Genomic DNA, 20,284 nt, shown 5'->3' with positions numbered 1-20,284 from the left:
CAGGAACCGGGCCCCGAATCAACGCAGCAGAATGAGCCGTCGCTTCCGATGCACAGGTAGACCGAACCGCCACTCCCGGTAAGGAGTTGCGCTGCAACCAGCATCAGAATGAAGAACGACTTTGCCATTGAGCCACCAGACCCGAAAACAGGTACTTCCGTTGTATCGGCCATCCAGTGGAACGTCAATGACTGGAATTCCAGGATTGATTCAAGCTGCGTCACTGGAGCCCCGTTGTGACTGATGGTCCCTGCAGCGATGATCACGGGGCGAGTCGCATCCATGCCCCAATGGCGATGACTGCCAGGCACAGTCCCATTCCCATCGCTGACCAGAACCCCAGACTGAGGCGTTCGGCGAAGGCCAGCGGGAAGAAGAACGGAAGCGTTAATGGAACAAGGATCAGAGTCTCACGTGCCATCCGGGAAAGACTCTTCAAATCATGCTGATGAACCCACGACATGCTGAAGGCCAGGATGCTGACCAGTGGCAACGACAGCAATAGCGCCCCCAGTCGCGGTGAGCGTCTGGAGATCTCCGAAACGGCAAGGATTACCGCCACGGAGATTGTGATCCGAATCACGATTGAGAGCATGGGCATCCTCCCCGGCGGACATGATCGTGGTGATGGAGTGGACATGTCTGTAGCTGGACTTGCCCCCCCCATGTTTCGAACTCCAACGAATGCGAGCCCGCGATTTCATTTCCTGATTCTGCATCAGGATCTCTGTGGCTACGGAAACTCCTCTACCTGCGCGATGCCGGCCATTTCTGCGGCGGCCATCCAACGGTTTTCCAGCGACGTCAGATACCCCAGGCTCGATTCCACGAGCGTCCGCTGCGACTGCAGCAGCCGCAGGAAATCAAACTGCCCCTGCTGGAAGCCCTGCTGGGCGACGCTCACGCTTTCCCGCGACTGGGGCAGAATCTTCTGTTCGAAACGCCGCACCTGCTGATCGGCCTGTCGGAACCGGCCTGTCGCGTCGGCCATCTGTCGGGCGATATCGTTCTGGACCTGCTGCACGGTTTCAATCGCCCGGCCGACAGCCGCCTGAGCCGCGTAACGGTTGCCCTGATTGCGGTTCCAGATCGGCAGTGGAACTGAGAGTTGCAGAATCCCGTAATTGTGCAGCGGTTCCACCTGGTACATGTACCCCGACTGGACCGTGACGTTGGGAAACGGCTCGACATCGGCACGGCGAGCCAGAAACTCCGAACGGGTGATTTCCTGCTCCGCAATCTGAACGTTGGCATTCCGTGGGACGTAGTCGTCGACCGCGATCTGCGCGGCGAACTCATCGAGTGCGATCGTCAACTGCCCGGAAACCCCCTCAATCTGCAACGACCGCTGGCCGATCACGGCCGCCAGTTGCCGCCGCCAGGCTGCCAATGCCGTCTGTGCATTTTCCAGGGCCACTTCGGCCTTCTCCAGCTCGATATTCAGCAGTAGCGTGTCCCCCCTGGTTCCCTCACCGGCATCCTGCAGCTTTTGTGCGGCGGCCTGTGATTTGCGGGCGATTTCGACCAGCCGGGTCAAAACATCTACTCGTTTTTCTGCCGCCAGCGTTGCGAAATACGCTTGGCGAACTGCGGTCAGCAGGTCGAATCGCCTCCGCAGAAACTTCAACTCCGCCTGATACAGCGCACGCTCCGCAGCACATTGCTGCAGTTCCAGCTTGTGTTTTGTCACAATTTCCTGGCTCAACATCGCCAGGTACTGGGACTGCCCGGCATTGAGTTGTTGGGTGCCGCTCATCAGGATTGGATTCGGATACCGCCCCGCCTGATCCCAGTGCCCCCGCGCCATTTCGATGTCGGCGGACGCCTGCCGCAAATTCGGGCTGGACCCTTCGGCAATTCCGATCAGATCTGCCAGCGTCAGCCCGGAGCCGATGAGACTCCCTTCGTCGGCGCTGTCCGCGGATGCGGTTTGCGGCGACGGCGGCAAGGGTTCCTGCTCAGCGAAGGCCACGTTGGCGACCACCAGTGGCCAGGCGGCGGCCATGACCCACGCTACGATTCGAGACGAACGGAGCGTCAGGCGGAAGCGTTCCGAGCAATACTGCGTACCGCTATCGCCGTCATTGAGATCTGTGATTTCCGATGCCATGCTGTTCCTTCCATGAAACAAAGGCCGTCCATTTTGCACGGAGCGGAACCGGAATGTCCGCGACGTGCTCCCCGAATTCCGTCTGCCGAGGTCTGCCCGATCTTCGAGTTGCCTGCAGCAACCCCCTGAACCGACATGCCAGTCGTAGTAATTGGGCCTGCAATTCAACGCCAGAATCGGCCTCAGCGGAAATGTCCAACAACGCCACCGAGACCGAGTCGACTTGAGACGCTCCATAAGCCCTATTTGTGCTCGTGCTCGCCGTGCGGTTCTTCCTTGAATTCACCGGCGTAAGGCGTTCCTTCCACATCACCGCTGATCGTGCCGGCAAACTCCCGGACGATCCCCAGGTTGTCGTGGGTTCCCACGAACCGGGACGCCATCCCTTCGGCCTCACCTTCCAGCGGCGATGCAGCCAGCTCCACCTGGAACGCCGGCTCCGCAATGGACAGCAGCAGCTTGCCGTCGGCGGTCTTCACGGGAGCTGGCGTCTTCTCGTCGCTGCCCAGCACGTAGATTGTGGCTTCTTTCTTGTCGTGGTCGACCGTGAACTCCACGTGGTACTTGCCGCCGCCCCAGTCGGCGAGCGTCCCCTCGTGCGGGCCGGCTCCGTGACCGCCGTGGGTGTGTCCCCCTTCGCCGTGGTCGTGATCTTTGGATTCGGCGGGAGCCGTCTTGGCTTCCGGGGCCGGAGCCGGGGCCTGCTGCTGGCAGCCGGCAGCAGCCAACAGGCAGGCCGTCAGCAGGGCGGTCGTGTGCATCGAAAACAGCTTCATCGGTTTCTTCTCCCAAAACGGAACAGGTTGGTTCGGGCCGCTCTGGCCGTCCCCGGATCAGTGATGCGTCTGGAGCCAGTGCTCCGGATTCGCGTCGGTCTCGTCTTGATGGGCCAGTTTCTCGGCATCCCGGCCGCTGAACTTCCAGAACAGGCCGGGGTGAATCAGGAACTCGCAGAACGTGGAGGTCACCAGCCCTCCGAGGATGACGGTCGCGACGGGGTACAGAATCTCCCGCCCCGGCTCCTGGCCGCCGACCACCAGCGGAATCAGTCCGATACCGGCCGTCAGGGCGGTCATCAGGACCGGGGCCAGCCGTTCTAGACTGCCCCGCAGGACCATCTCCGGCGTGAACGCTTCTCCTTCAACCTTCATCAGGTGGAAGTAATGGGTCACGAGCAGAATGCCGTTGCGGACGGCGATGCCCCCCAGCGAGATGAAGCCGACCAGGCTGGCCACGGTCAGCGATTGCTGAGTGAGGACCAGCGCCAGGACGCCGCCGATGAACGCCGTCGGCAGCGCATTGAGAATCTGCAGCACGATCCGTACCGACGGGTAGAGGATCATCAGGACGACGAACATCCCGACGACGCTGACCCCGGCCAGGATCAGAATCAGATTGGTAGCCCGCTGCTGGCTTTCGAACTGGCCGCCGTATTCGATGAAGTAGCCCTCCGGGAGCACCACCCCGGCCTGGACACGCTGCTGGATCTCTTCGACTGCGCTGGCCAGGTCGCGATTCTGAGTATTGCAGCGAATCACCATCCGCCGGCGCGCGTTCTCCCGGTTCACGGCATTCGGCCCCAGACCTTCGCCGATGTCGGCCAGCTCTTTCAGCTCAATCTGGCCGCGATTGTCGGGCAGGTCGATCCGCAGTCGTCCCAGGTTGGCGTAGTCCGTCCGGTAGCCTTCTTCGAGCCGGACCAGCAGGTCGAACCGTCGTTGCCCTTCCAAGACCTGCGAGACGACTTCCCCCTGCAGGGCCGTCTGCAGCACGCGGGCGACGTAGCCGCGGGTGACGCCGTAGTAGGCGAGGTCGTCCCCGCGGAGCTGGATGTGCAGTTCTTCCGTCTGCTGGATCGGTTCCACGACCGGCGGCGTCAGGCCGGGGACGTCGCGGATGGCCTGCTGGACTTGCTCGGAGAGCTGGCGCAGCGTGTCGAGGTCGTCCCCGACGATCTTGATGGCAATCTGGGCGTAGACGCCGGAGACCATGTGGCTGATCAGGTGGGCCAGCGGCTGTTCCACTTCGATGTCGACGCCGGGGGCTTCCTTGCGGAGTTCGGACAGCAGTTCCTGGATGATCTCTTCGCGGTGCTTGCCGCTGTGGGGATTCATGCTGAGGATGTATTCCCCGGCGTTGACCGGGGCGGCGTGCTCATCCAGTTCGGCCCGGCCGGTCCGGCGGACAAAGTACAGGATCGCCCCGTTCGGTTTCTGCTCAGAAACCTGCCGTCGTCGGAACACCGCGTCGATGGTTCCCGAGACCTGATTCGAGGCGGCCAGCGAAGAACCGGGCGGCAGCGTCACGTTGACGAGAACGCTTCCTTCGTCGAATTGCGGCAGGAAGTTGCGGCCGAGGTGAGAGACTTCCCAGGCCGCATACCCCACGCCGGCCCACGTGAGGAGAAGCAGGATGACCGGGTGGGCCATACTGAAGCGAATCAGGAATCCGGCCAGCCACTTCAGACTCCGCAGCAGCAGCCCGTCGTGGTCCCGGTGCGTCGCCCGCGACTGCGGCAGCAGGTAGTACGAAAGCACCGGCGTGACGGTCAGCGACACGACCAGCGACGCCAGAATTGAAACGATGTAGGCCACCCCCAGCGGGGCAAACAGACGCCCTTCGACTCCGGAGAGCGCAAACAGCGGCAGGAACACGAGAATCACGACCGCCGTGCCGAACACGATGGCGCTGCGGATCTCCAGGCTGGCTGAGTAGACGACCCGCAGCGCCGGCAGCGGCTGAGCCAGGGCGTTGTTCTCCTTCAGCCGGCGGAAAATGTTTTCGACGTCGACAATAGCGTCGTCGACCAGTTCTCCCATCGCGACGGCAATCCCTCCCAGCGTCATCACGTTGATGGAGAGATGGGTGCCGGTGACGTAGCCCATCATGCGGAAGACCAGCGTGGTGATCACCAGCGACAGCGGAATGGCGGTCAGCGTGATAAACGTCGTCCGGAAATTCAGCAGGAACAGGAACAGCACGATCAGCACCAGCACGGCCCCGATGACGAGCGCTTCGCCGACGTTGAAGATCCCGCGGTCGATGAAGTTCTTCAGGCGGAACAGTTCCGAATTGATCACGATGTCCGCCGGCAGCGACGCCTCGGCGTCTTTCAGTGCCGCTGCCACGCGCTCGGTCAGGTCGCGGGTGTCGACGTGGGGCTGCTTGGCAATCGTAAAGACGACGCCTGCCCGGCCGTTGACGCTCCCGTCGCCTCGCTTGAACGTCGGACCTTCGACGACGCTGGCGACCTGTTCGAGCAGGATCGACCGGTCGATTCCTGCCTTGACGGGAATCTTCATCAGGTCCCTCAGCACGCGGTCGGGTTCAGGCCCCAGGCGACCGAGAATCCGGATCGGCCGTTCGGTTTCGCCCTGCACGGCAAACCCGCCGCTCGTGTTGATATTGCTCTCCTGCAGCGCGCGTTCGACGTCCTGCAGAGAGATGCCGTATTCCAGCAGCGCCGCTGGATCGACCAGCACCTGGTACTGCTTGCGGTCACCCCCCTGGACGAACACTTCTGCAATGCCGGGGATCTTCAGCATCCGCGGCCGCAGGACCCAGTCCGCCATCGTGCGGAGACTCATCGCCTGTTCTTCAGCCGTCGGGATCGTGATTTCGTGCGCCCGTCCGTCGATGGTCAGCGTCACTTCCCGGTGCCCCAGCATGACCGCGTCATTGAGCGACGACGGGGACGGCCACTCGACGGCACTGACCTCGACCTGTTCCCAGGTCTCGGGCCGGTGTCGATCTGTCGGCTGCCAGACCTTGATCTGCGGCGTGTCGGACTCTCCCACAAATTCCGCCAGCAGGCCAGTTTTGCCGATGGGGACCAGTTCGCCGCCATCAGGTCCCGTCTGGCGGTAGATGCCGGCAATCAGGATCTGCCCCATGATCGAGGCGGTCGGCGTCATCTGCGGCCGGATGCCTTCCGGCAGAATCCCGGCCAGCGTCGCCAGGCGTTCCTGGACCGTCTGACGCGCAGCGCGGACCTCCGTGTCCCAGTTGAACTCGATGTAAATCACGTTGAGCCCGGCCGTCGTCTGGCTGCGCACGGCCTGGACCCCGTTGGCTCCGAGCAGTGCCACCTCGATGGGCTGCGTCACGAGGTTCTCCACCTCTTCGGTGGCCAGCCCCGGACACTCGGTAATGATCACCACCCGCGGCCGGTCGAGGTCGGGAAAGACGTCAATCGGCATCTCCGTGGCCAGGTAGGAGCCGTAGACCAGCAGCACGAGGCTCAGGACGACGACCAGCAGCCGGTACCGCAGCGAAAAGCGAATGACAGCGTTGAGCATGAGACAACTCCTCTCTCAGTGGGTCCCGTGGGTCGTGCCGTCAGCGTGGACGTGGACGCCGGCGGGTACGCCGCTGGCCGCCTGCGCCTTCAGCACACGATTGAGAGAAGCCGCTCCGTTCTGAGCGACGTAGAACCCCGGCAGAATCTGGCTGTCCCGCCCGAGGACGATGTCGAGCCGATCTTCGTGCAGGACGTGTACCGACTTGCGGTTGAAGAGGTCTCCGTTCTGGCGGAAGACGTAGGCTTCCGGCCCGTCGCGGACAACCCCGGCCGCCGGCAACACAAAGACGTCCTGGAACTCTTCGACGGGCACATGCAGCCGCACCCGCTGACCCGGCCGGAACCGCCACACGACGAATGTGTTGCGGTCCTTTTCGTATCCGCGGGACTGATTGTCGAGCGGAATGAAAAAGCTGAAGGTCCGCGACGCCGGGTCAATCGCGTTGGCCAGGTGTCGAATCGCGAATGTCTCTGTGAGGGCCGGCCAGCCCGTGGCGTCATCTTCGGCGAACTCAACTCGCACGGGCCAGTTGAGTTGTGCGGCCCGCTCCAGCGCCGGCGCTTCGTTCTTGAAGGCGCGGCCTTCGATGTAGAGCGTGTGGTGGTTGGCCAGATAACTCAGCAGTTGCCCGGCCTGCACCTGCTGTCCCAGGTCGACTTTCAGCTCCTGAACCTCGTAGGCCGGGCCATTGGATGTCTGATCGATGAGCAACGGCCTGCTGGCCTGTTCTGGGTCGGTGGACAGTGCAGTCGCGGTCCCAGCCTGCAAACTGCCGCTGAACGGCGGAGGCGCGACGATCTCGATCGTCGTCACGAATTGGCCTTCAGCAACGCCCTCAATCTGGGGCGGGCTGAAGCCGCGGGTCAACAGATCCTGCCGAAACGCTTTGATGGCGGCGTTCTGGCGGCGGAGCTGGTTCTCCAGTTCGATGGCGCGGGCGGCCGGCAATGCGCCGCTCTCCGTAGCAGTCTTGATCCGCTTGTACTGTTCGCCAATCAATTCGGTTTCGCGGGTGGCCTTGAACAGCTCCGACTGCGTGTTCTGCAGATACTCGCTGAAGACCCGCAGCGAGAAGAGCTTGTCCCCCGGCCGGACCGTGTCCCCCGGATACGCGTGAATCGCCGAGACGACCGCCACCGCCGGCGACGTGATGCCGCGGTCGGACCAGCCGGGGCGGTCGACGATGGTTCCCGGCAGTTGGATCGTCCGCCAGTAGGTTTGCAGCTTCAGCGGTTTGATGACCAATCCCAGATTGCGGCGGGCCTCCGGGCTGAGTTCCAGCACCTCAACCTTCTCCGGCGGCGGCGGTTTGTTGGGGGCGGCGACGGTGGGAGCCTCACGACGGAGCAACGGCAACCAGCGGTCGCGGGTGGCAAACAGACCACCGCCGACGCCGGCCAGGATTACGACGGTCAGTATCCAGCGGACAAGCGATTTCACGGCCAAACCTCCAGCGCAGGCAGAAGCGCAGGGCAGCGGACAAGGAGACGCGAGCCGACGCAATCAGCAACGCCGACAACCAGTACCAGCAGGGCGGCGAGAATGCCGCCAGCAGCGTCTCAACCCACAGTTCAGCGCCGCGGGCGTCTCAGGGACGCCGGGCGCGGGGAGCCATCAGCAGCGCAGCACGCAACGGGATTCGAGGCCAGCAATACACGAGTCGCCATCTGGCGGACCGTGCCACATGCAGCGGCCGGCAGGTCGTCCGTCCAACGTCCCCATCACAACGGTCAGGCATCCTACCTGATCGAGCGACGCCTCGAACGCAAGCCGATACGGTGCCACGCGGACCACCGGCAGGATGTCCGCCGCGGAAACATACACGGCGTCACGGTCGTGCTTGTTGGCTGGGTCCGAAACTGGCGAGCCCGGTTCATGTTGCGCATCGTGAGAATGAGAATTCCCCTCATGACTGTGGGCATGCAGGTGAAGATGTGCACGGCCAACTTGTCCCGAGTGACTCACCTCACCGTTATCCCAATGCGCATGCGACAGCCACCCGCCTTGACCGGGCAGTGCTGCGGACATCAGGAAAATCGTGAGGAAGATACGCATGTCAGCCTTTTTCGGATTTGCTAATTCTAAATCACCGGCCACGATTCTGAAACACTTCGATGGTCGTTCCTACAGCGCCGCCGGTCGCCGGTGGTTGTGTCGGCGGATGTAGGAGCGGACGTTTCGCATCAGTTGCGGCATCGTCGAGCATTTGTGGTTCCGTGTCACGTTGGCGTGTAAGTCCTCCCACGTTCGTTCGATCCGGTTGTGATCCGGACAGTACGGCGGCAGGAAGTGCAGGCGCAGCCTGCGCCCCAGCGGCGTCGCCAGACTCTCCCGCACCAGTCGGGTCGTATGGATCGCGTAGTTGTCCAGGACGACATGGATCTTCTTCGCCTGCGGATAGCGCTGCGTCAGCTCCCACAGCAGCAGTACGAACAACGCCGTGTCCTTCCGGTCGCCTTCGATCGCGATCAACTCCTTCGTCCGCGCATCCTGAGCCCCCGCCAGGTAACGCTTCTCGTTCTTCCCCGGCGTGAGAACCTGTTTCTGCTGCCCGCGGAGCATCCAGTCCTCGCCGATCTTCGGATTGAGATGGATGTCGATCTCGTCCTCCCAGACCGCCACTTCGCCCGTCGGCAGATGCGCCACCAGTTCCTCGATCTGCTCCAGACACTGCTGTTTTTCGGCCTCCGGCCACGGACACTCGACCGTTGGCTTCGGTCGTCCGCGCCGCGCCCCGATCAGCCGCAAGGCCCGGCTCATCGTCGACAGGCTGATCTTCACACTCGTCCGTCGACGGAGCGTTGTGATCAGCATCTCCCGCGTCCAGGTCGGCCGCTTCCAGCCGTCCTGCAGCGGATCGCCGGCCACGACCTCCCGCAACTGCGTCAGGTACTCCTCGGTCAGTTTCCGTGGCCCGTTGCCGCCCCGCCGGTCGAACAAACCGATCTCGCCGTCCTTCCCGTAACGCTGCTCGGTCCGATACACGGTGCTGCGACCGACCTTGAGCGAGCGGGCAATCCAGGTGGGAGAACGTCCTTCCAGTCGATGGATCACGATCAGATACCGCGTTCTCAGCCCGGCGTCCTTCAGAAACTTCAACTGCTCGGACAACCGCTGCTTGGCGCGCTCCGCCCGGGGTGAAAGAATGCCTTCCATGGGGAACTCCTTCCTTGGTTTGGAGTTGTGATACCTCCAAGGTAAGGGTTCCCCATCTCGTTTCCACTGCAATCCCTCCGCTCTGCCGCGCGCCTCACATTCGTGGCCGGTGATTTAGGGCTTGAATCATTCCAATTGCAATGGAGCAAAAATGGCGGATTTGGGTGATTCAACCAAATCTTGCTCATCTGGAGAAAGTCAGAAGAATCTGAGCACAAGGAACGCATGACCATCCAGGCCGAGAGCCGCGACCGGCTCGGAAGAGTCCGAGCCGGTCATCGTGATGGGGTGAGCGTGACCGTGGTGCGTATGCCCGTGCAAATGGACATGCGGCCGCGCAGCATGATGCCCAGGCTCGGCAACGTCTCTCGCCCGGTCCGGGCAGGAGGGCTGAGATCAGGAGTAGCGTAAACAAGTACCGCATGGAATCCCTCTCGAACCCATCGAAAGTCTACACGGCACTCCGCCTGGGCGCAAAGTGCGTGCAGATCAGTGAGGAGGAACCCTGCGGAATGATTTCGACCGAAGTCATTCCGCAGGCAAGGTCTTATCTCCCCCCTTCTTCCGCAGCCATTGCCCGATCCACTTGGAAATCCAGGCACGATGTTTCGGCTGGACAGATTGGCAACTCTAATGGATCTCGGCACGGCCTCTCGCAGTCCAATGAGCCGTAGCCACCGTTTCCTCTTGCGCCGCGGTGGAAAGTGACTGTCGGAATCGACGATGCCTTGTCCTCAATCGGCAGCGGCTGGCAGGCTTCTGCGGATCACGAGTTAGGACTTGTTGGCAATCGGATGCTCCGGTACGGCCCGAGAGTCAGGTCTCGTCAGACACAGGATAACTCTCAATCGCCCCTTGACCCGGCGGCAGCCTTGCATAGGATATTCGAATCTCCGAATATAGTCGCCCAGGCGAAACCATGACCGCTCCCACAGATCCCCTGGCTGCCGCCGAGCTGCTCAAGGCGTTTTCCCATTCGACGCGGCTGGCGATCCTGCACGAGCTGCTGGCCGGGCCGAAGTGCGTCACGGACATGGAAGAGCTGCTTCCGGCCCGCCAGGCGAACATCTCCCAGCACCTGGCCGTGCTGCGCCATGCCCGGCTGGTGGACTACGCTCAGGATGGGGCGGTCCGTTGCTACTACCTCAGCCGGCCGAGGCTCGTGGAAGATCTGCTCGCCCTCGTTGAGCGCGACGAGCCGATTGTGAAACGGACGCCGCAGGAGATTCAGGCCGACAAGGATCGCCTGGCCAGAGCGCTGGCCCGTTCGCCGAAGGCCAAGGCCGATTCCTCTGCGGGCCGCAGGAAGCTGGCCCGATGAACCGCCGCATCTACCTGGACCACAACGCCACGACGCCGCTGGCCCCCGAGGTCGTGGCCGCCATGCGCCCTTTCCTGGAAGAGGCGTACGGGAATCCATCCAGTTTGCATTGGGCGGGCGTTCCGGCCCGCGATGCCGTGGAACGCGCACGCTCTCAGGTTGCCTCGCTGCTGTGCTGCGACGCGACCGAGGTGGTCTTCACGGCCGGCGGGACTGAGGCCAACAACCATGCCATCACGGGCGCGTACTTCGCCCGTCGCGGCCGCGTGTCGACTCCGCACATCATCGTCAGTCAGATCGAGCATCCCGCAGTCCTGGAACCGTGTCGATTTCTCGAATCGCTCGGAGCCAGAGTGACGCTGGTCCCGGTGGATCGCTGCGGGCTGGTCGATCCGGATGACATCCGCCGGGCCATCGGCTCGGACACGATCCTGGTGTCGATCATGCATGCCAATAACGAGGTCGGCTCAGTCCAGCCGATCGAGGAGATTGCCCGGATCGCTCGGGATCACGATGTCCTGTGTCACACGGACGCGGCTCAGTCGGTCGGCAAGATCACGGTCGACGTCGAGGCGCTGGGCGTCGACCTCCTGTCCGTCGCCGGTCACAAACTCTATGGACCGAAGGGCGTCGGAGCCTTGTTCGTGCGCGAAGGCGTCGAGCTGGTGCCGTTGCTGCACGGCGCAGGCCACGAAGCGGGACGACGCGCCGGGACCGAGAACGTGCTGGGAATCGTTGGGCTCGGGGCGGCTTGTAGCGTGTCGCAACGGTGGATTGCTGAACCGCACATCCGAGACTTGCGAAATCGGTTCTGGCAGAACCTGTATGCGGCCTGCGGAGATGGCGTGGTTCTGAATGGCGATCTGATGCACGGCCTGCCTAACACGCTCAGCGTTGGCTTCCGCGGATCGTCCGGGAATGCCATCCTCGCCAGGCTTCCGAACGTTGCCGCCTCGACCGGGTCGGCCTGCCACGCCGGCGCAATCACCATCAGCCCCGTTCTCGCGGCAATGCACGTCCCTGAGGATGTTGCGCTCGGAACCATTCGGTTCAGTCTGGGCCGCGGCACGACCGTCGACGAACTCGATCATGTTGTCGCAGCCCTCGTCGAAATCCTGCGTTGATTGAGGTTTCTAGTTCTCTCTCCCCATCGGAAGGAAAGTCGATGTTCAAGCATGCTGCATTTGGAACTCTGCTGGCAGTGGCGATGGTTGCACCGGCCTGCCAGGCCGCGGAGCACACTCGCGATTCGCTCAAGACCGTGAAGGAGAACGTTGATGCACGCAAGGCCGTGCTGGTCGACGTCCGCGAGAAGTCGGAATGGGACAGCGGGCACGTCGCTGGAGCCGTCTTCCTGCCCCTCAGCGAACTCCGCAACGGCATCGATCTGAAGCGGTTGATGGAGAAGCTGCCCAAAGGAACCATCGTCTACACGCATTGCGCCATCGGCAAACGCTCGCTGACGGCGGGGGACCTACTGTCGAAGCATGGCTACAACGTTCGTCCGCTGAAGCCCGGCTATTCCGAGCTGCTGCAGTCTGGTTTTCAGAAGGCGGACAAATAGCGCCACCGCCCGATATGTTGGGAGGCGAACTTCCTCAAGGAGTCACCGATGGCCCAATTTCTGTTCATCCTCAACGGACCGCCGTACGGGAACGAGCACTCGTACAACGGCCTGCGTCTGGCGGATCACCTGGTCCGCCACGAGGGGAACGAAGTCCGCGTCTTCCTGATCGGCGACGCAGCCGCCTGCGCCAAGCGCGGGCAGAAGGTTCCGCAGGGATTCTATAACCTCGAACTGATGCTGCGTCCGATCGTGCGGCACCAGGGGCAGATTGGCGTGTGCGCTTCCTGCATGGATGCTCGCGGCATGACCGACGCCGAACTCGTCGAAGGCTGTCAGCGCAGCAGCATGGATGAGCTGACGAGTTGGACGCTGTGGGCCGACAAGGTGCTGGTGTTCTGACAAGGTGGGCGAGTGGCGGACGCTGACCGCCGCTCGTGAGGAGTGACATTGATGACGGAGTCCAGCGGTCTCGCGACCGGCGAAGAGTCCCGCGCAAGCACATTGGCGACCGCCGCTCTGCTGATGAGCCTGGCGGGATCGGCGGGAAGTCTCTCCCTGAGCCTCGGCATGGGACTGAAAGCCTGCCCGCTCTGCTTCTATCAGCGATCCTTCATGATGGCGACCGCGGCGATCCTGCTGTTCGGTCGCTGGCTGGAGCGGGATCGTTCCGCACGGATGTGTGTCCTGTCGCTGCCGCTCGTGATCGCAGGGCTGGGAGTCGCAATCTTCCACACCTGGCTCGCCAGAGCCGGCAAACTGGAATGCCCGACCGCAGTGCTCGGCTGGGGCGACGCTCCCACGCAGAGCCTGGTTGCGTTTCTCGCCCTGACAGTGGTCAGTCTCGGCGCAGTCTGGAGAAGTGTTCCAACGAACGGGGGAAGTCTATCACTCCAGGTTCTCGGAGCAATTGTCCTTGGCAGCGTCATGGCCTGGCTGTCGGTGGCGAGTGCTCCTCCGCTGCCACCGTCACCGACTCAGCCCTACGATCCCATCAAGCAGCCGCTCGATATGTGTCGGCCGCCTTATCGCGGGGCCGAGTGAGAAAATGATACCGTCAAGTCCCTTCGTGCAGTGCGGCGGGGCTGAGGCAGGCGCGTTGCGGCGGGAGCCCTCATGTCCGGATCACTGGAAGCGACTCTGCGCCTCGGCGTGATGTTTAGCGTGCTCGCCGCAATGGCGGTCTGGGAGATCGTCGCTCCGCGCCGTCGCCTGACGGTCGCCAAAGCTCCTCGCTGGGCCAGCAATCTCGGTCTCGTGGTTCTGAATACCGTCGTGGCGCGGCTGGCAGTTCCCGTCACCGCCGTCGGGCTGGCGGACGTGGCCCAGTCCCGCGGCTGGGGGCTGTTCTCCCTCGTGGACTGGCCGGCCTGGCTGGAGATCGCTCTTGCCGTGGCGGTTCTCGATCTCGCCATCTACCTGCAGCACGTGATGTTCCACGCCGTGCCGCTCTTCTGGCGGCTGCACCTCGTGCATCATGCCGATCTCGATTTCGACGTGACGACGGGGCTGCGATTCCACACCGTGGAAATCCTGTTATCGGCTCTGATCAAGCTGGGGGCGGTCGCCGTGCTGGGGCCGTCTGCCCTGGCCGTGCTGATCTTCGAAGTCGTCCTCAACGCGACCGCCATGTTCAACCACAGCAACGCGCGGATTCCGGTTGCCGTCGATCGCTGGCTGCGGCTGCTGGTCGTGACGCCCGACATGCACCGGGTCCACCACTCGACCGTTCCCGTGGAGACGAACAGCAATTTCGGCTTCAATCTGCCGTGGTGGGATTTCCTGCTGGGGACTTATCGTGCGCAGCCCTCCCGCGAGCACACGACGATGGAGATCGGGCTTCCTGAGGTTCGTGACGAACGGACCGCCGACCGCCTTCCGTCGATGCTGCTGTTGCCGTTTCGCACTGATTGGCGGCGAAGGTCGAAATAACGCGTGAAGACTTTTCAACTGTAACATCGGCACGTACGGTGCCGCCCCGATACACGGCTCCCGACAAGCGTGGTCGTTTCACAGGTTGCACGAGGCCCCACCATTTTGCAGACCGATGAGTTGCGATTCGATACAGACACGAATTCTGTTTGACAGCCGGAAGAAATTCGCCCACACTGGGATTGGTTTCTGCGTATCATCCGGCAGGTGATCCGAATGCCTGTGAACCGTTTATTCGCCGCATTATTCGCAATAGTGATCCTGGTTCCCCCTGGGACCTGCGGGATCAGTTGCGCTCAACATGTGTTCGGCGTCGATGTTGCGGTTCCCGCTTGCTGCCACCTCATTTGTCCGGAGAAGACCGGGAATTCGGATCACCGGCCGTCGACCATTCCGCCGCGATGCTGCTGCGTCAAAGACGGCATTGTTCTGCAAAAGAACGCTCCGCCTTCCGATCACGCATCGGCTGTAATGCCGGTGGCGATCTGTGATCTGATCGGCCTGCATTCTTCCGCGACTCCAGTCGCGCATGCACCTGCGGTCGATCCGCCAAGGCTGCGACTCCATGCACGTCTGTGCGTGTGGCGGTGCTGAGAGGCCCGCGTGCCTAAGAGTGAGAACGCTGGCAGGCCGCGAACGTCGCGCTCCAGTGTCGTTCTCCCCGCCCCCCAATGCTGTCACTCCGTAACGCCTTACTCCGCTCAGACGGGATATGGCCGAACCTCGTTTCTCGCCGCACAGGGCACGTGCCCCGGCGCGGAGTTTTCTGTATTTATTTTTCCCGAGGTGAGTTGCTCACCCTCAGTTGAGGATTTCCGATGAAGACGTTTTCGAAGACTTTCTGCACGCTGGTTCTGGTTCTGACTTCCGCCACGCTGGCCTTCGCACAAGCCGGAGCGCCGATCAAGGCTCGCGGCGCCTTTGGCGAAGGCTTCTGGGAGGCCAGCAAGCGCCAGCAGCATGCGCAGGACCACGCTCAGATGCTCTACAACTACGGCCAGGCCCAGCAGCCAGTGGCCGTCGAAAAGGTGAAGGAGCACAGTACGGCCATTCGTCAGAACGTCACCGCGTCACAGAAGGCGCTGACCGAAGCGAAGAAGGCCTATGCCGACAACAAGGACGTGCAGGCTGCCGTGGCGAAGATCGAATCCATCCACAAAAAGGTCGGCGCACACTGCGACCTGCTGGATGCCCAGGCCGGAGCGGCAAAGACCGACAATGTGGCGATCCACGCGTGCTGTGCCGACATTTACCACGACATTGCCGAGGCCGACGCCGAACTGGCAAAGTTGATGAAGACGCTGAAGATTGCACCACCGGCGCCACCCAAGAAGACCCCGGCTGCGACTCAGCCTGAGAAGAAGTAAGCCAAACGGTCATCGCTCGTTTCAGGCGGCGTCAAAGTCTGAACGGCGGCGACCATCCATAACATCGCATCGAGTGACGAGTGCCCGCCGGGTTTCATGTCTGGCGGGCATTCGCGTTTCGCAGGGACCGATCGCCGAGGCTCAGCCCAACCGAGTCGCAGGGAAACGACTCCGTCGTGAGAGTCTCGATCCGCGAATGAGTCGTATCACTTGGAAGGATGCTCCGCAGTGCCGGCGTCCCGGCCGATAACCAGGAGTGTCAGGTCGTCAGCGAGCGCCCGGTCCCCGACAAACGCCCGCACGGCGGACAGAATCGCGTCGTGCAGCCCCTCCAAGGAGCCACGTCCGATGGTTGCAATCAGTTCCTGGAGTCGCTTCTGACCAAACATCTCACCGGTCGGTGAAAATGCCTCGATGAGGCCGTCCGTGAACCACACCAGTCGATCATCCTCGGTCAGTTGAACTTCACAAGGCTGGTAAACGACATCTGCCAGAATGCCGACCGGCACGGCGGACGCTGACAGCTCGCGGAATCCGAGCTGAGAATTCCAGAGCAAGCCGGATGGATGGCCCGCATTCACATAGACGAGCTGCCCCGTGTCAGGATGCCAGACCGCGATTAATGTCGTGACAAATATGCCATCCGGAAGCAGCGACGCGATGTGCCGGTTGACTTCCCGCAGGATTTCATCGGAGTTCTGATGGATCTGCGATGCGCACAGCAATAATGCCTTCAGGAGCGTCGCCGCCATTGCCGCAGGAATCCCGTGCCCGGCGACATCGGCGATAACTATGAGCCAAGTGCCGTTCGAGAGGGGAATCAGATCGTAGTAATCGCCGGCCACATCTTCGGCGGGCTGGTAGTTTTGCCGAACGACGAGCCCAGGAACGCGTACTTCGGTGGGCAACAGGTGCTCCTGGATTTCGCGTGCCCGCTCCATTTCACGCCGACGTCGGTGTTCTTCGTTGGCAAGTTCCAGGCTCATGGAGTTAAACGACTGGGTGAGTGTCTGCAGTTCACGCCCCCGTGGCACTTCGAGCGTTGCGCCAAACTCACCGCCGGCAACCGCATCCACCGATGCCGCCATGCGTCGCAACGGCCGCGTGATCAGCCGGAACAGGACGGTATCCACGATTGCTGCCGCGACCACCGCCAGGGCCGAGAGACTTGCCAACCGCCAGAGGACTTCCTGCCTCGCGCTCCGCCGAATGTTGGTGGCCAGTTCGGCAATGATCACCGCGGTGCCCTCGTCTTCGTATCCTCCCAGCACAACAAGCTTGCTTTGAACTACGAATCGCGACCGACCATCGCGAAATGCGTTCAGCAATGCGGCGTTCTCGTCGGCGGACAACTGGCTGTGTCCGTGGCTAAGTAGGACGTCGCGACCGCGAACTACAAAGATGACGTGTCCGGGCGACCGATTGACACGCATTTTCTCGCAGACTCGTTCGATGAAGTCCTCCGTCGACTTCGTCGACGCCTCATTCGGCAGATGGACCACCGCCTGATGGACGGCGATGGCTTCATCGGCCAACCCGGCTTCCTTCTCCAACAGGGCCTGATCCATTTCATCTCGGTACTCGAAGACGAGCAGCACGGCGAGCATGATTGCCAGCGGCAGGTTTACGGCCAGCAGCAAGTGTGCGCCGAGTGGCCACCGTCGCATCGCGATCCTGAATCGGCTCAAACGACTCGACGGTTGTTCTGTCGTCGTTGGCAAGGTCACTGTCACTTCTGAGAATCCCCTGAAGGTCAGTCGAACTTGTGACCGTCTCAGGCCGTTCGGATCTGCGGTTGCGAAATCGATCGCTGATGAGAGCGCTCTTCGACACGCGTGCGAAGTTCAGGCGATGCGCCCACCGGCTCAGTCGCGTCACTTTGCCCCTGCCTGCAGTACGATGATGGCATGCGGAGCGACGTCGACGGCCTCAGAGAGCGTCTCGCCGAGCGGTTCGTTTGCGGAAATGTCATGTGGCGACTCAAGGGCCGTATTGATCATCGGCTTCCACTCGCGCGGGAACTCGTTTGGAATCCGGAAGCGAAGCGTAGACTCCGACGCATTGATCATGGCATACAGGTCAGCGTCGCCAGTTTCGTGGCCCTTCAGCAGAAACGCCAGCGAACGGGACGATTCCGAGAGTTCGACGGGACCTCCGGGGCCAAACCACTGGACGTCGTCTCGCCAGAATTGGCTTCGCGCGATCGACACATGCGCCTTGCGGAAGGCGATCATTTCTCGAAAGAACCGAAACACGTCGTGGTGCTGATCAAATCGCCCCCAATCCAGCCACGACGTCTCATTGTCCTGATTGTACGGGTTGTTGTTGCCCCCCTGTGTCTGAAGGAACTCGTCACCCATGCGAAACATCGGCGTACCGTTCGAGAGCATCAGCAGGCAACAGAAGTTCTTGACCCGCTGTTTCCGCAGCCGCATGACATCGGACCGAACGTCGATATCCCCCTCGACACCGCAGTTGTGACCGAACTCCGTCGCGCCGTCGGAGTTTCCATGTCCGTTCGCCTCGTTGTGATGATGATCGTAAGCGACCAGGTCGTACATCGTCGACCCGTCGTGGGAAGTCACGTAGTTCAGGCTCTGCCTGGGCCGGAGCGAGTGGAAAAGATCATCGGGAAACAAGTCGCAGCTGCCATACAGGCGCGTCATCAGCTCGCCGACCAGGCCCGGATCGCCACGCACGAACCGCTGGATCGAGTCCCGGTATCGCGAATTCCATTGCATCCACAAACTGCCGGGAAACTGCTGGCCGAGCAGGAAGGCTCCACCGGCATCCCAGGGCTCGGCGATCAATCTCACGTCGGCAAGTTCAGGATCGCCGGCGATCTCCGCGAAGATTGGAGGATCTTCGAAATTCACGGCACCGTCAGACTTTCTTGTGAAAACGGAGGCCAAGTCGAAGCGAAAGCCATCCACGTGCATCTCCGTGGCCCAGTAGCGCAGACTGTCGACGACGAGCTGTCGTACGGGGGCATTGGCCGTCCGCAGCGTGTTCCCGCAACCGCTGAAGTTCACGTAGCCGTCCCCGGAATCTTCGGAGAGCAGGTAATACGTGGCGTTGTCGATCCCCTTAAAGCTGTATGTGGGGCCGTCTGAGTTGCCTTCGCACGAGTGATTGAAAACGACGTCCAGAATGACCTCGATTCCCGCAGCGTGCAGCGCCTGCACCATTCGCCGGAACTCACTCCGCTGGGCACAACTGTCAGCAGACATCGCGTAGCCGTGGTGCGGTGCGAAGAACGTCAAGGGCATGTAGCCCCAGTAATTGCCGTCCTGGGGATCGAACTGGAACACTGGCATCAACTCGACGGCCGTCACGCCCAGTTCGGACAGGTAAGGAATCTTGTCGATGACGCCTTGAAAGGTTCCCCGCCGCTCCGGCGGCAGTCCGGAACTGCAATCCCGCGTGAAGCCTCGAACGTGCATTTCGTAAATAATCAGGTCCGATTCGCGACGGACGTGCTTGTCATCGTCCCATTCGAACCGGCACTGACACTCGTCGAGGAGCGCAACCGGAGCCTGTCCCATGTTCGAGCCGGAACGCATGGCGGCAGACCTGTCGAAGGCCGGCGGGAAATAGACGGTTCTGGCGTATGGGTCCAGTAGGATCTTGTTCTGGTCGAACGCATGCAGCGTCGATTCGTCGTGGTTGTTTGGCCCTCCGATCCGATAGGCGTAGTATCTGGCGTCATTGACATCGCTCACGGGAATATGGCAGTGCCAGACTGGGCCGGACTTGTTTCGCAATGCGTCAAATTGGAAGGCGAAAGTGGGACGGTCGCAGTTGTCTTGCTGAAAGAACAGGAGTTCCACGGTCTGCGCATGGCGCGAGTAGAGTGCAAAGTTGTAGGCCTGCTCGGCTGGAAGCCAAGTCACGCCAAACGGAAAAGGGAGCCCCTCTGCCTCGCTCCAGCGGCTTGATGGACGCGGCCCGATCAGACTGTCCATCGATGTCTTGCAGTGCCGGCAGCGGTAGGCGGGTTCGGTGGATTCCGGCATGTCTACGCGTCCTGAGGGGCTGTCGACAATTACGGACAGTGAGTCGGATGAATCTCCGAAGCGCGGCACTCGACTGCTCAACGCCATTTCGACTCAACTCGCGAATCCGGCTCCACCAGAGTATATCGGGACAGGCCGTGAACGGAGCGATGGGGAATGGCGACCTGCTGAACGGCGGTGGTGCGACTTCGAAGAGTTCCGTGAACACGGCCTGTCCGATCCCGACCTGTCAGGTCGACAGAGGCGGACTTGGGAAGTGATTTGGCTGTCCTCCATTTCCGACGGACTGTGACCGCTGGCAGCTCCCGAAAAGGACGCGTGTGCAGGTTGGTGTCTCGAATTCACCTTGACCAAAGTGGACTCTAGAGCATACTTAAGGGACGGAAAACGATGCGACAATCAGTCCTAAGCATCCGTCGCTTCCGGGTTTTGACTGGATTTCGCCGAACCGAATGCCGAAGTTGCATCGATGTTCGGTGGAATGTTTTTAACCGCAGGTTCAATCGAGGCGTCGAGA

16 protein-coding genes are annotated in these 20,284 nt (G+C 61.8%); 7 read left to right on the top strand and 9 right to left on the bottom strand.

Annotated elements, in window-relative coordinates:
- Positions 1–262: 262 nt before the first annotated feature.
- The 7 genes from SH412_RS18750 to SH412_RS18720 form a co-directional block, all read right to left on the bottom strand.
- Positions 263–595, bottom strand: coding sequence for a hypothetical protein (locus tag SH412_RS18750; RefSeq protein ID WP_336519540.1), 333 nt, complete (start codon positions 593–595; stop codon positions 263–265).
- A 138-nt stretch (positions 596–733) separates the two neighbouring features.
- Positions 734–2,110 carry a TolC family protein gene (locus SH412_RS18745; RefSeq protein ID WP_336519539.1) on the bottom strand — a complete coding sequence of 459 codons (1,377 nt, stop codon included), beginning with the start codon at positions 2,108–2,110 and terminating at the stop codon, positions 734–736.
- A 242-nt stretch (positions 2,111–2,352) separates the two neighbouring features.
- Positions 2,353–2,886, bottom strand: a complete 534-nt coding sequence (locus tag SH412_RS18740) for a hypothetical protein (RefSeq protein ID WP_336519538.1) — start codon at positions 2,884–2,886, stop codon at positions 2,353–2,355.
- Positions 2,887–2,943: 57 nt separating this feature from the next.
- Entirely contained in the window at positions 2,944–6,408 is a 3,465-nt protein-coding gene (locus SH412_RS18735) for an efflux RND transporter permease subunit (RefSeq protein WP_336519537.1), read from the bottom strand.
- Positions 6,409–6,423: 15 nt separating this feature from the next.
- Positions 6,424–7,851: an efflux RND transporter periplasmic adaptor subunit gene (locus SH412_RS18730; RefSeq protein ID WP_336519536.1), complete on the bottom strand. Its 1,428-nt coding sequence runs from the start codon at positions 7,849–7,851 to the stop codon at positions 6,424–6,426.
- A 174-nt stretch (positions 7,852–8,025) separates the two neighbouring features.
- On the bottom strand, positions 8,026–8,466 hold the full coding sequence (locus SH412_RS18725; RefSeq protein WP_336519535.1) for a hypothetical protein: 441 nt from the start codon (positions 8,464–8,466) through the stop codon (positions 8,026–8,028).
- A gap of 69 nt (positions 8,467–8,535) precedes the next feature.
- Entirely contained in the window at positions 8,536–9,567 is a 1,032-nt protein-coding gene (locus SH412_RS18720) for an IS630 family transposase (RefSeq protein WP_336518647.1), read from the bottom strand.
- Between the two features lie 919 nt (positions 9,568–10,486).
- Between SH412_RS18720 and SH412_RS18715 the strand changes: the two genes are divergently transcribed.
- From SH412_RS18715 to SH412_RS18685, 7 genes are all read left to right on the top strand, one after another.
- Complete coding sequence (locus tag SH412_RS18715; RefSeq protein ID WP_336519534.1) at positions 10,487–10,888, top strand: ArsR/SmtB family transcription factor; 402 nt, start codon at positions 10,487–10,489, stop codon at positions 10,886–10,888.
- On the top strand, positions 10,885–12,012 hold the full coding sequence (locus tag SH412_RS18710; RefSeq protein WP_336519533.1) for a cysteine desulfurase family protein: 1,128 nt from the start codon (positions 10,885–10,887) through the stop codon (positions 12,010–12,012). The genes SH412_RS18715 and SH412_RS18710 overlap by 4 nt, the downstream gene beginning before the upstream one ends.
- Before the next feature lie 41 nt (positions 12,013–12,053).
- Positions 12,054–12,452 (top strand): rhodanese-like domain-containing protein, encoded by a 399-nt coding sequence (locus tag SH412_RS18705; RefSeq protein WP_336519532.1) that lies wholly within the window; start codon positions 12,054–12,056, stop codon positions 12,450–12,452.
- A gap of 48 nt (positions 12,453–12,500) precedes the next feature.
- Positions 12,501–12,854 (top strand): DsrE/DsrF/TusD sulfur relay family protein, encoded by a 354-nt coding sequence (locus SH412_RS18700; RefSeq protein ID WP_336519531.1) that lies wholly within the window; start codon positions 12,501–12,503, stop codon positions 12,852–12,854.
- Positions 12,855–12,905: 51 nt separating this feature from the next.
- A complete protein-coding gene (locus tag SH412_RS18695) occupies positions 12,906–13,496 on the top strand; it encodes a disulfide bond formation protein B (protein ID WP_336519530.1) in 591 nt (196 codons plus the stop codon).
- A 72-nt stretch (positions 13,497–13,568) separates the two neighbouring features.
- Positions 13,569–14,384: a sterol desaturase family protein gene (locus tag SH412_RS18690; protein ID WP_336519529.1), complete on the top strand. Its 816-nt coding sequence runs from the start codon at positions 13,569–13,571 to the stop codon at positions 14,382–14,384.
- Between the two features lie 818 nt (positions 14,385–15,202).
- Positions 15,203–15,751, top strand: a complete 549-nt coding sequence (locus SH412_RS18685) for a hypothetical protein (RefSeq protein ID WP_336519528.1) — start codon at positions 15,203–15,205, stop codon at positions 15,749–15,751.
- A gap of 206 nt (positions 15,752–15,957) precedes the next feature.
- Here the strand turns inward: SH412_RS18685 and SH412_RS18680 are convergent, their stop codons facing one another.
- Positions 15,958–17,418 carry a PP2C family protein-serine/threonine phosphatase gene (locus tag SH412_RS18680; RefSeq protein ID WP_336519527.1) on the bottom strand — a complete coding sequence of 487 codons (1,461 nt, stop codon included), beginning with the start codon at positions 17,416–17,418 and terminating at the stop codon, positions 15,958–15,960.
- Between the two features lie 207 nt (positions 17,419–17,625).
- Positions 17,626–19,716, bottom strand: coding sequence for a glycogen debranching protein (locus SH412_RS18675; RefSeq protein WP_461824430.1), 2,091 nt, complete (start codon positions 19,714–19,716; stop codon positions 17,626–17,628).
- Positions 19,717–20,284: the final 568 nt, after the last annotated feature.

This window comes from Planctellipticum variicoloris (genome assembly GCF_030622045.1).
Taxonomy (GTDB): Bacteria; Planctomycetota; Planctomycetia; order Planctomycetales; family Planctomycetaceae; genus Planctellipticum; species Planctellipticum variicoloris.
The sequence above is the reverse complement of the archived record's forward strand: the minus strand, read 5'-3'. Positions and strand labels throughout refer to the sequence as shown.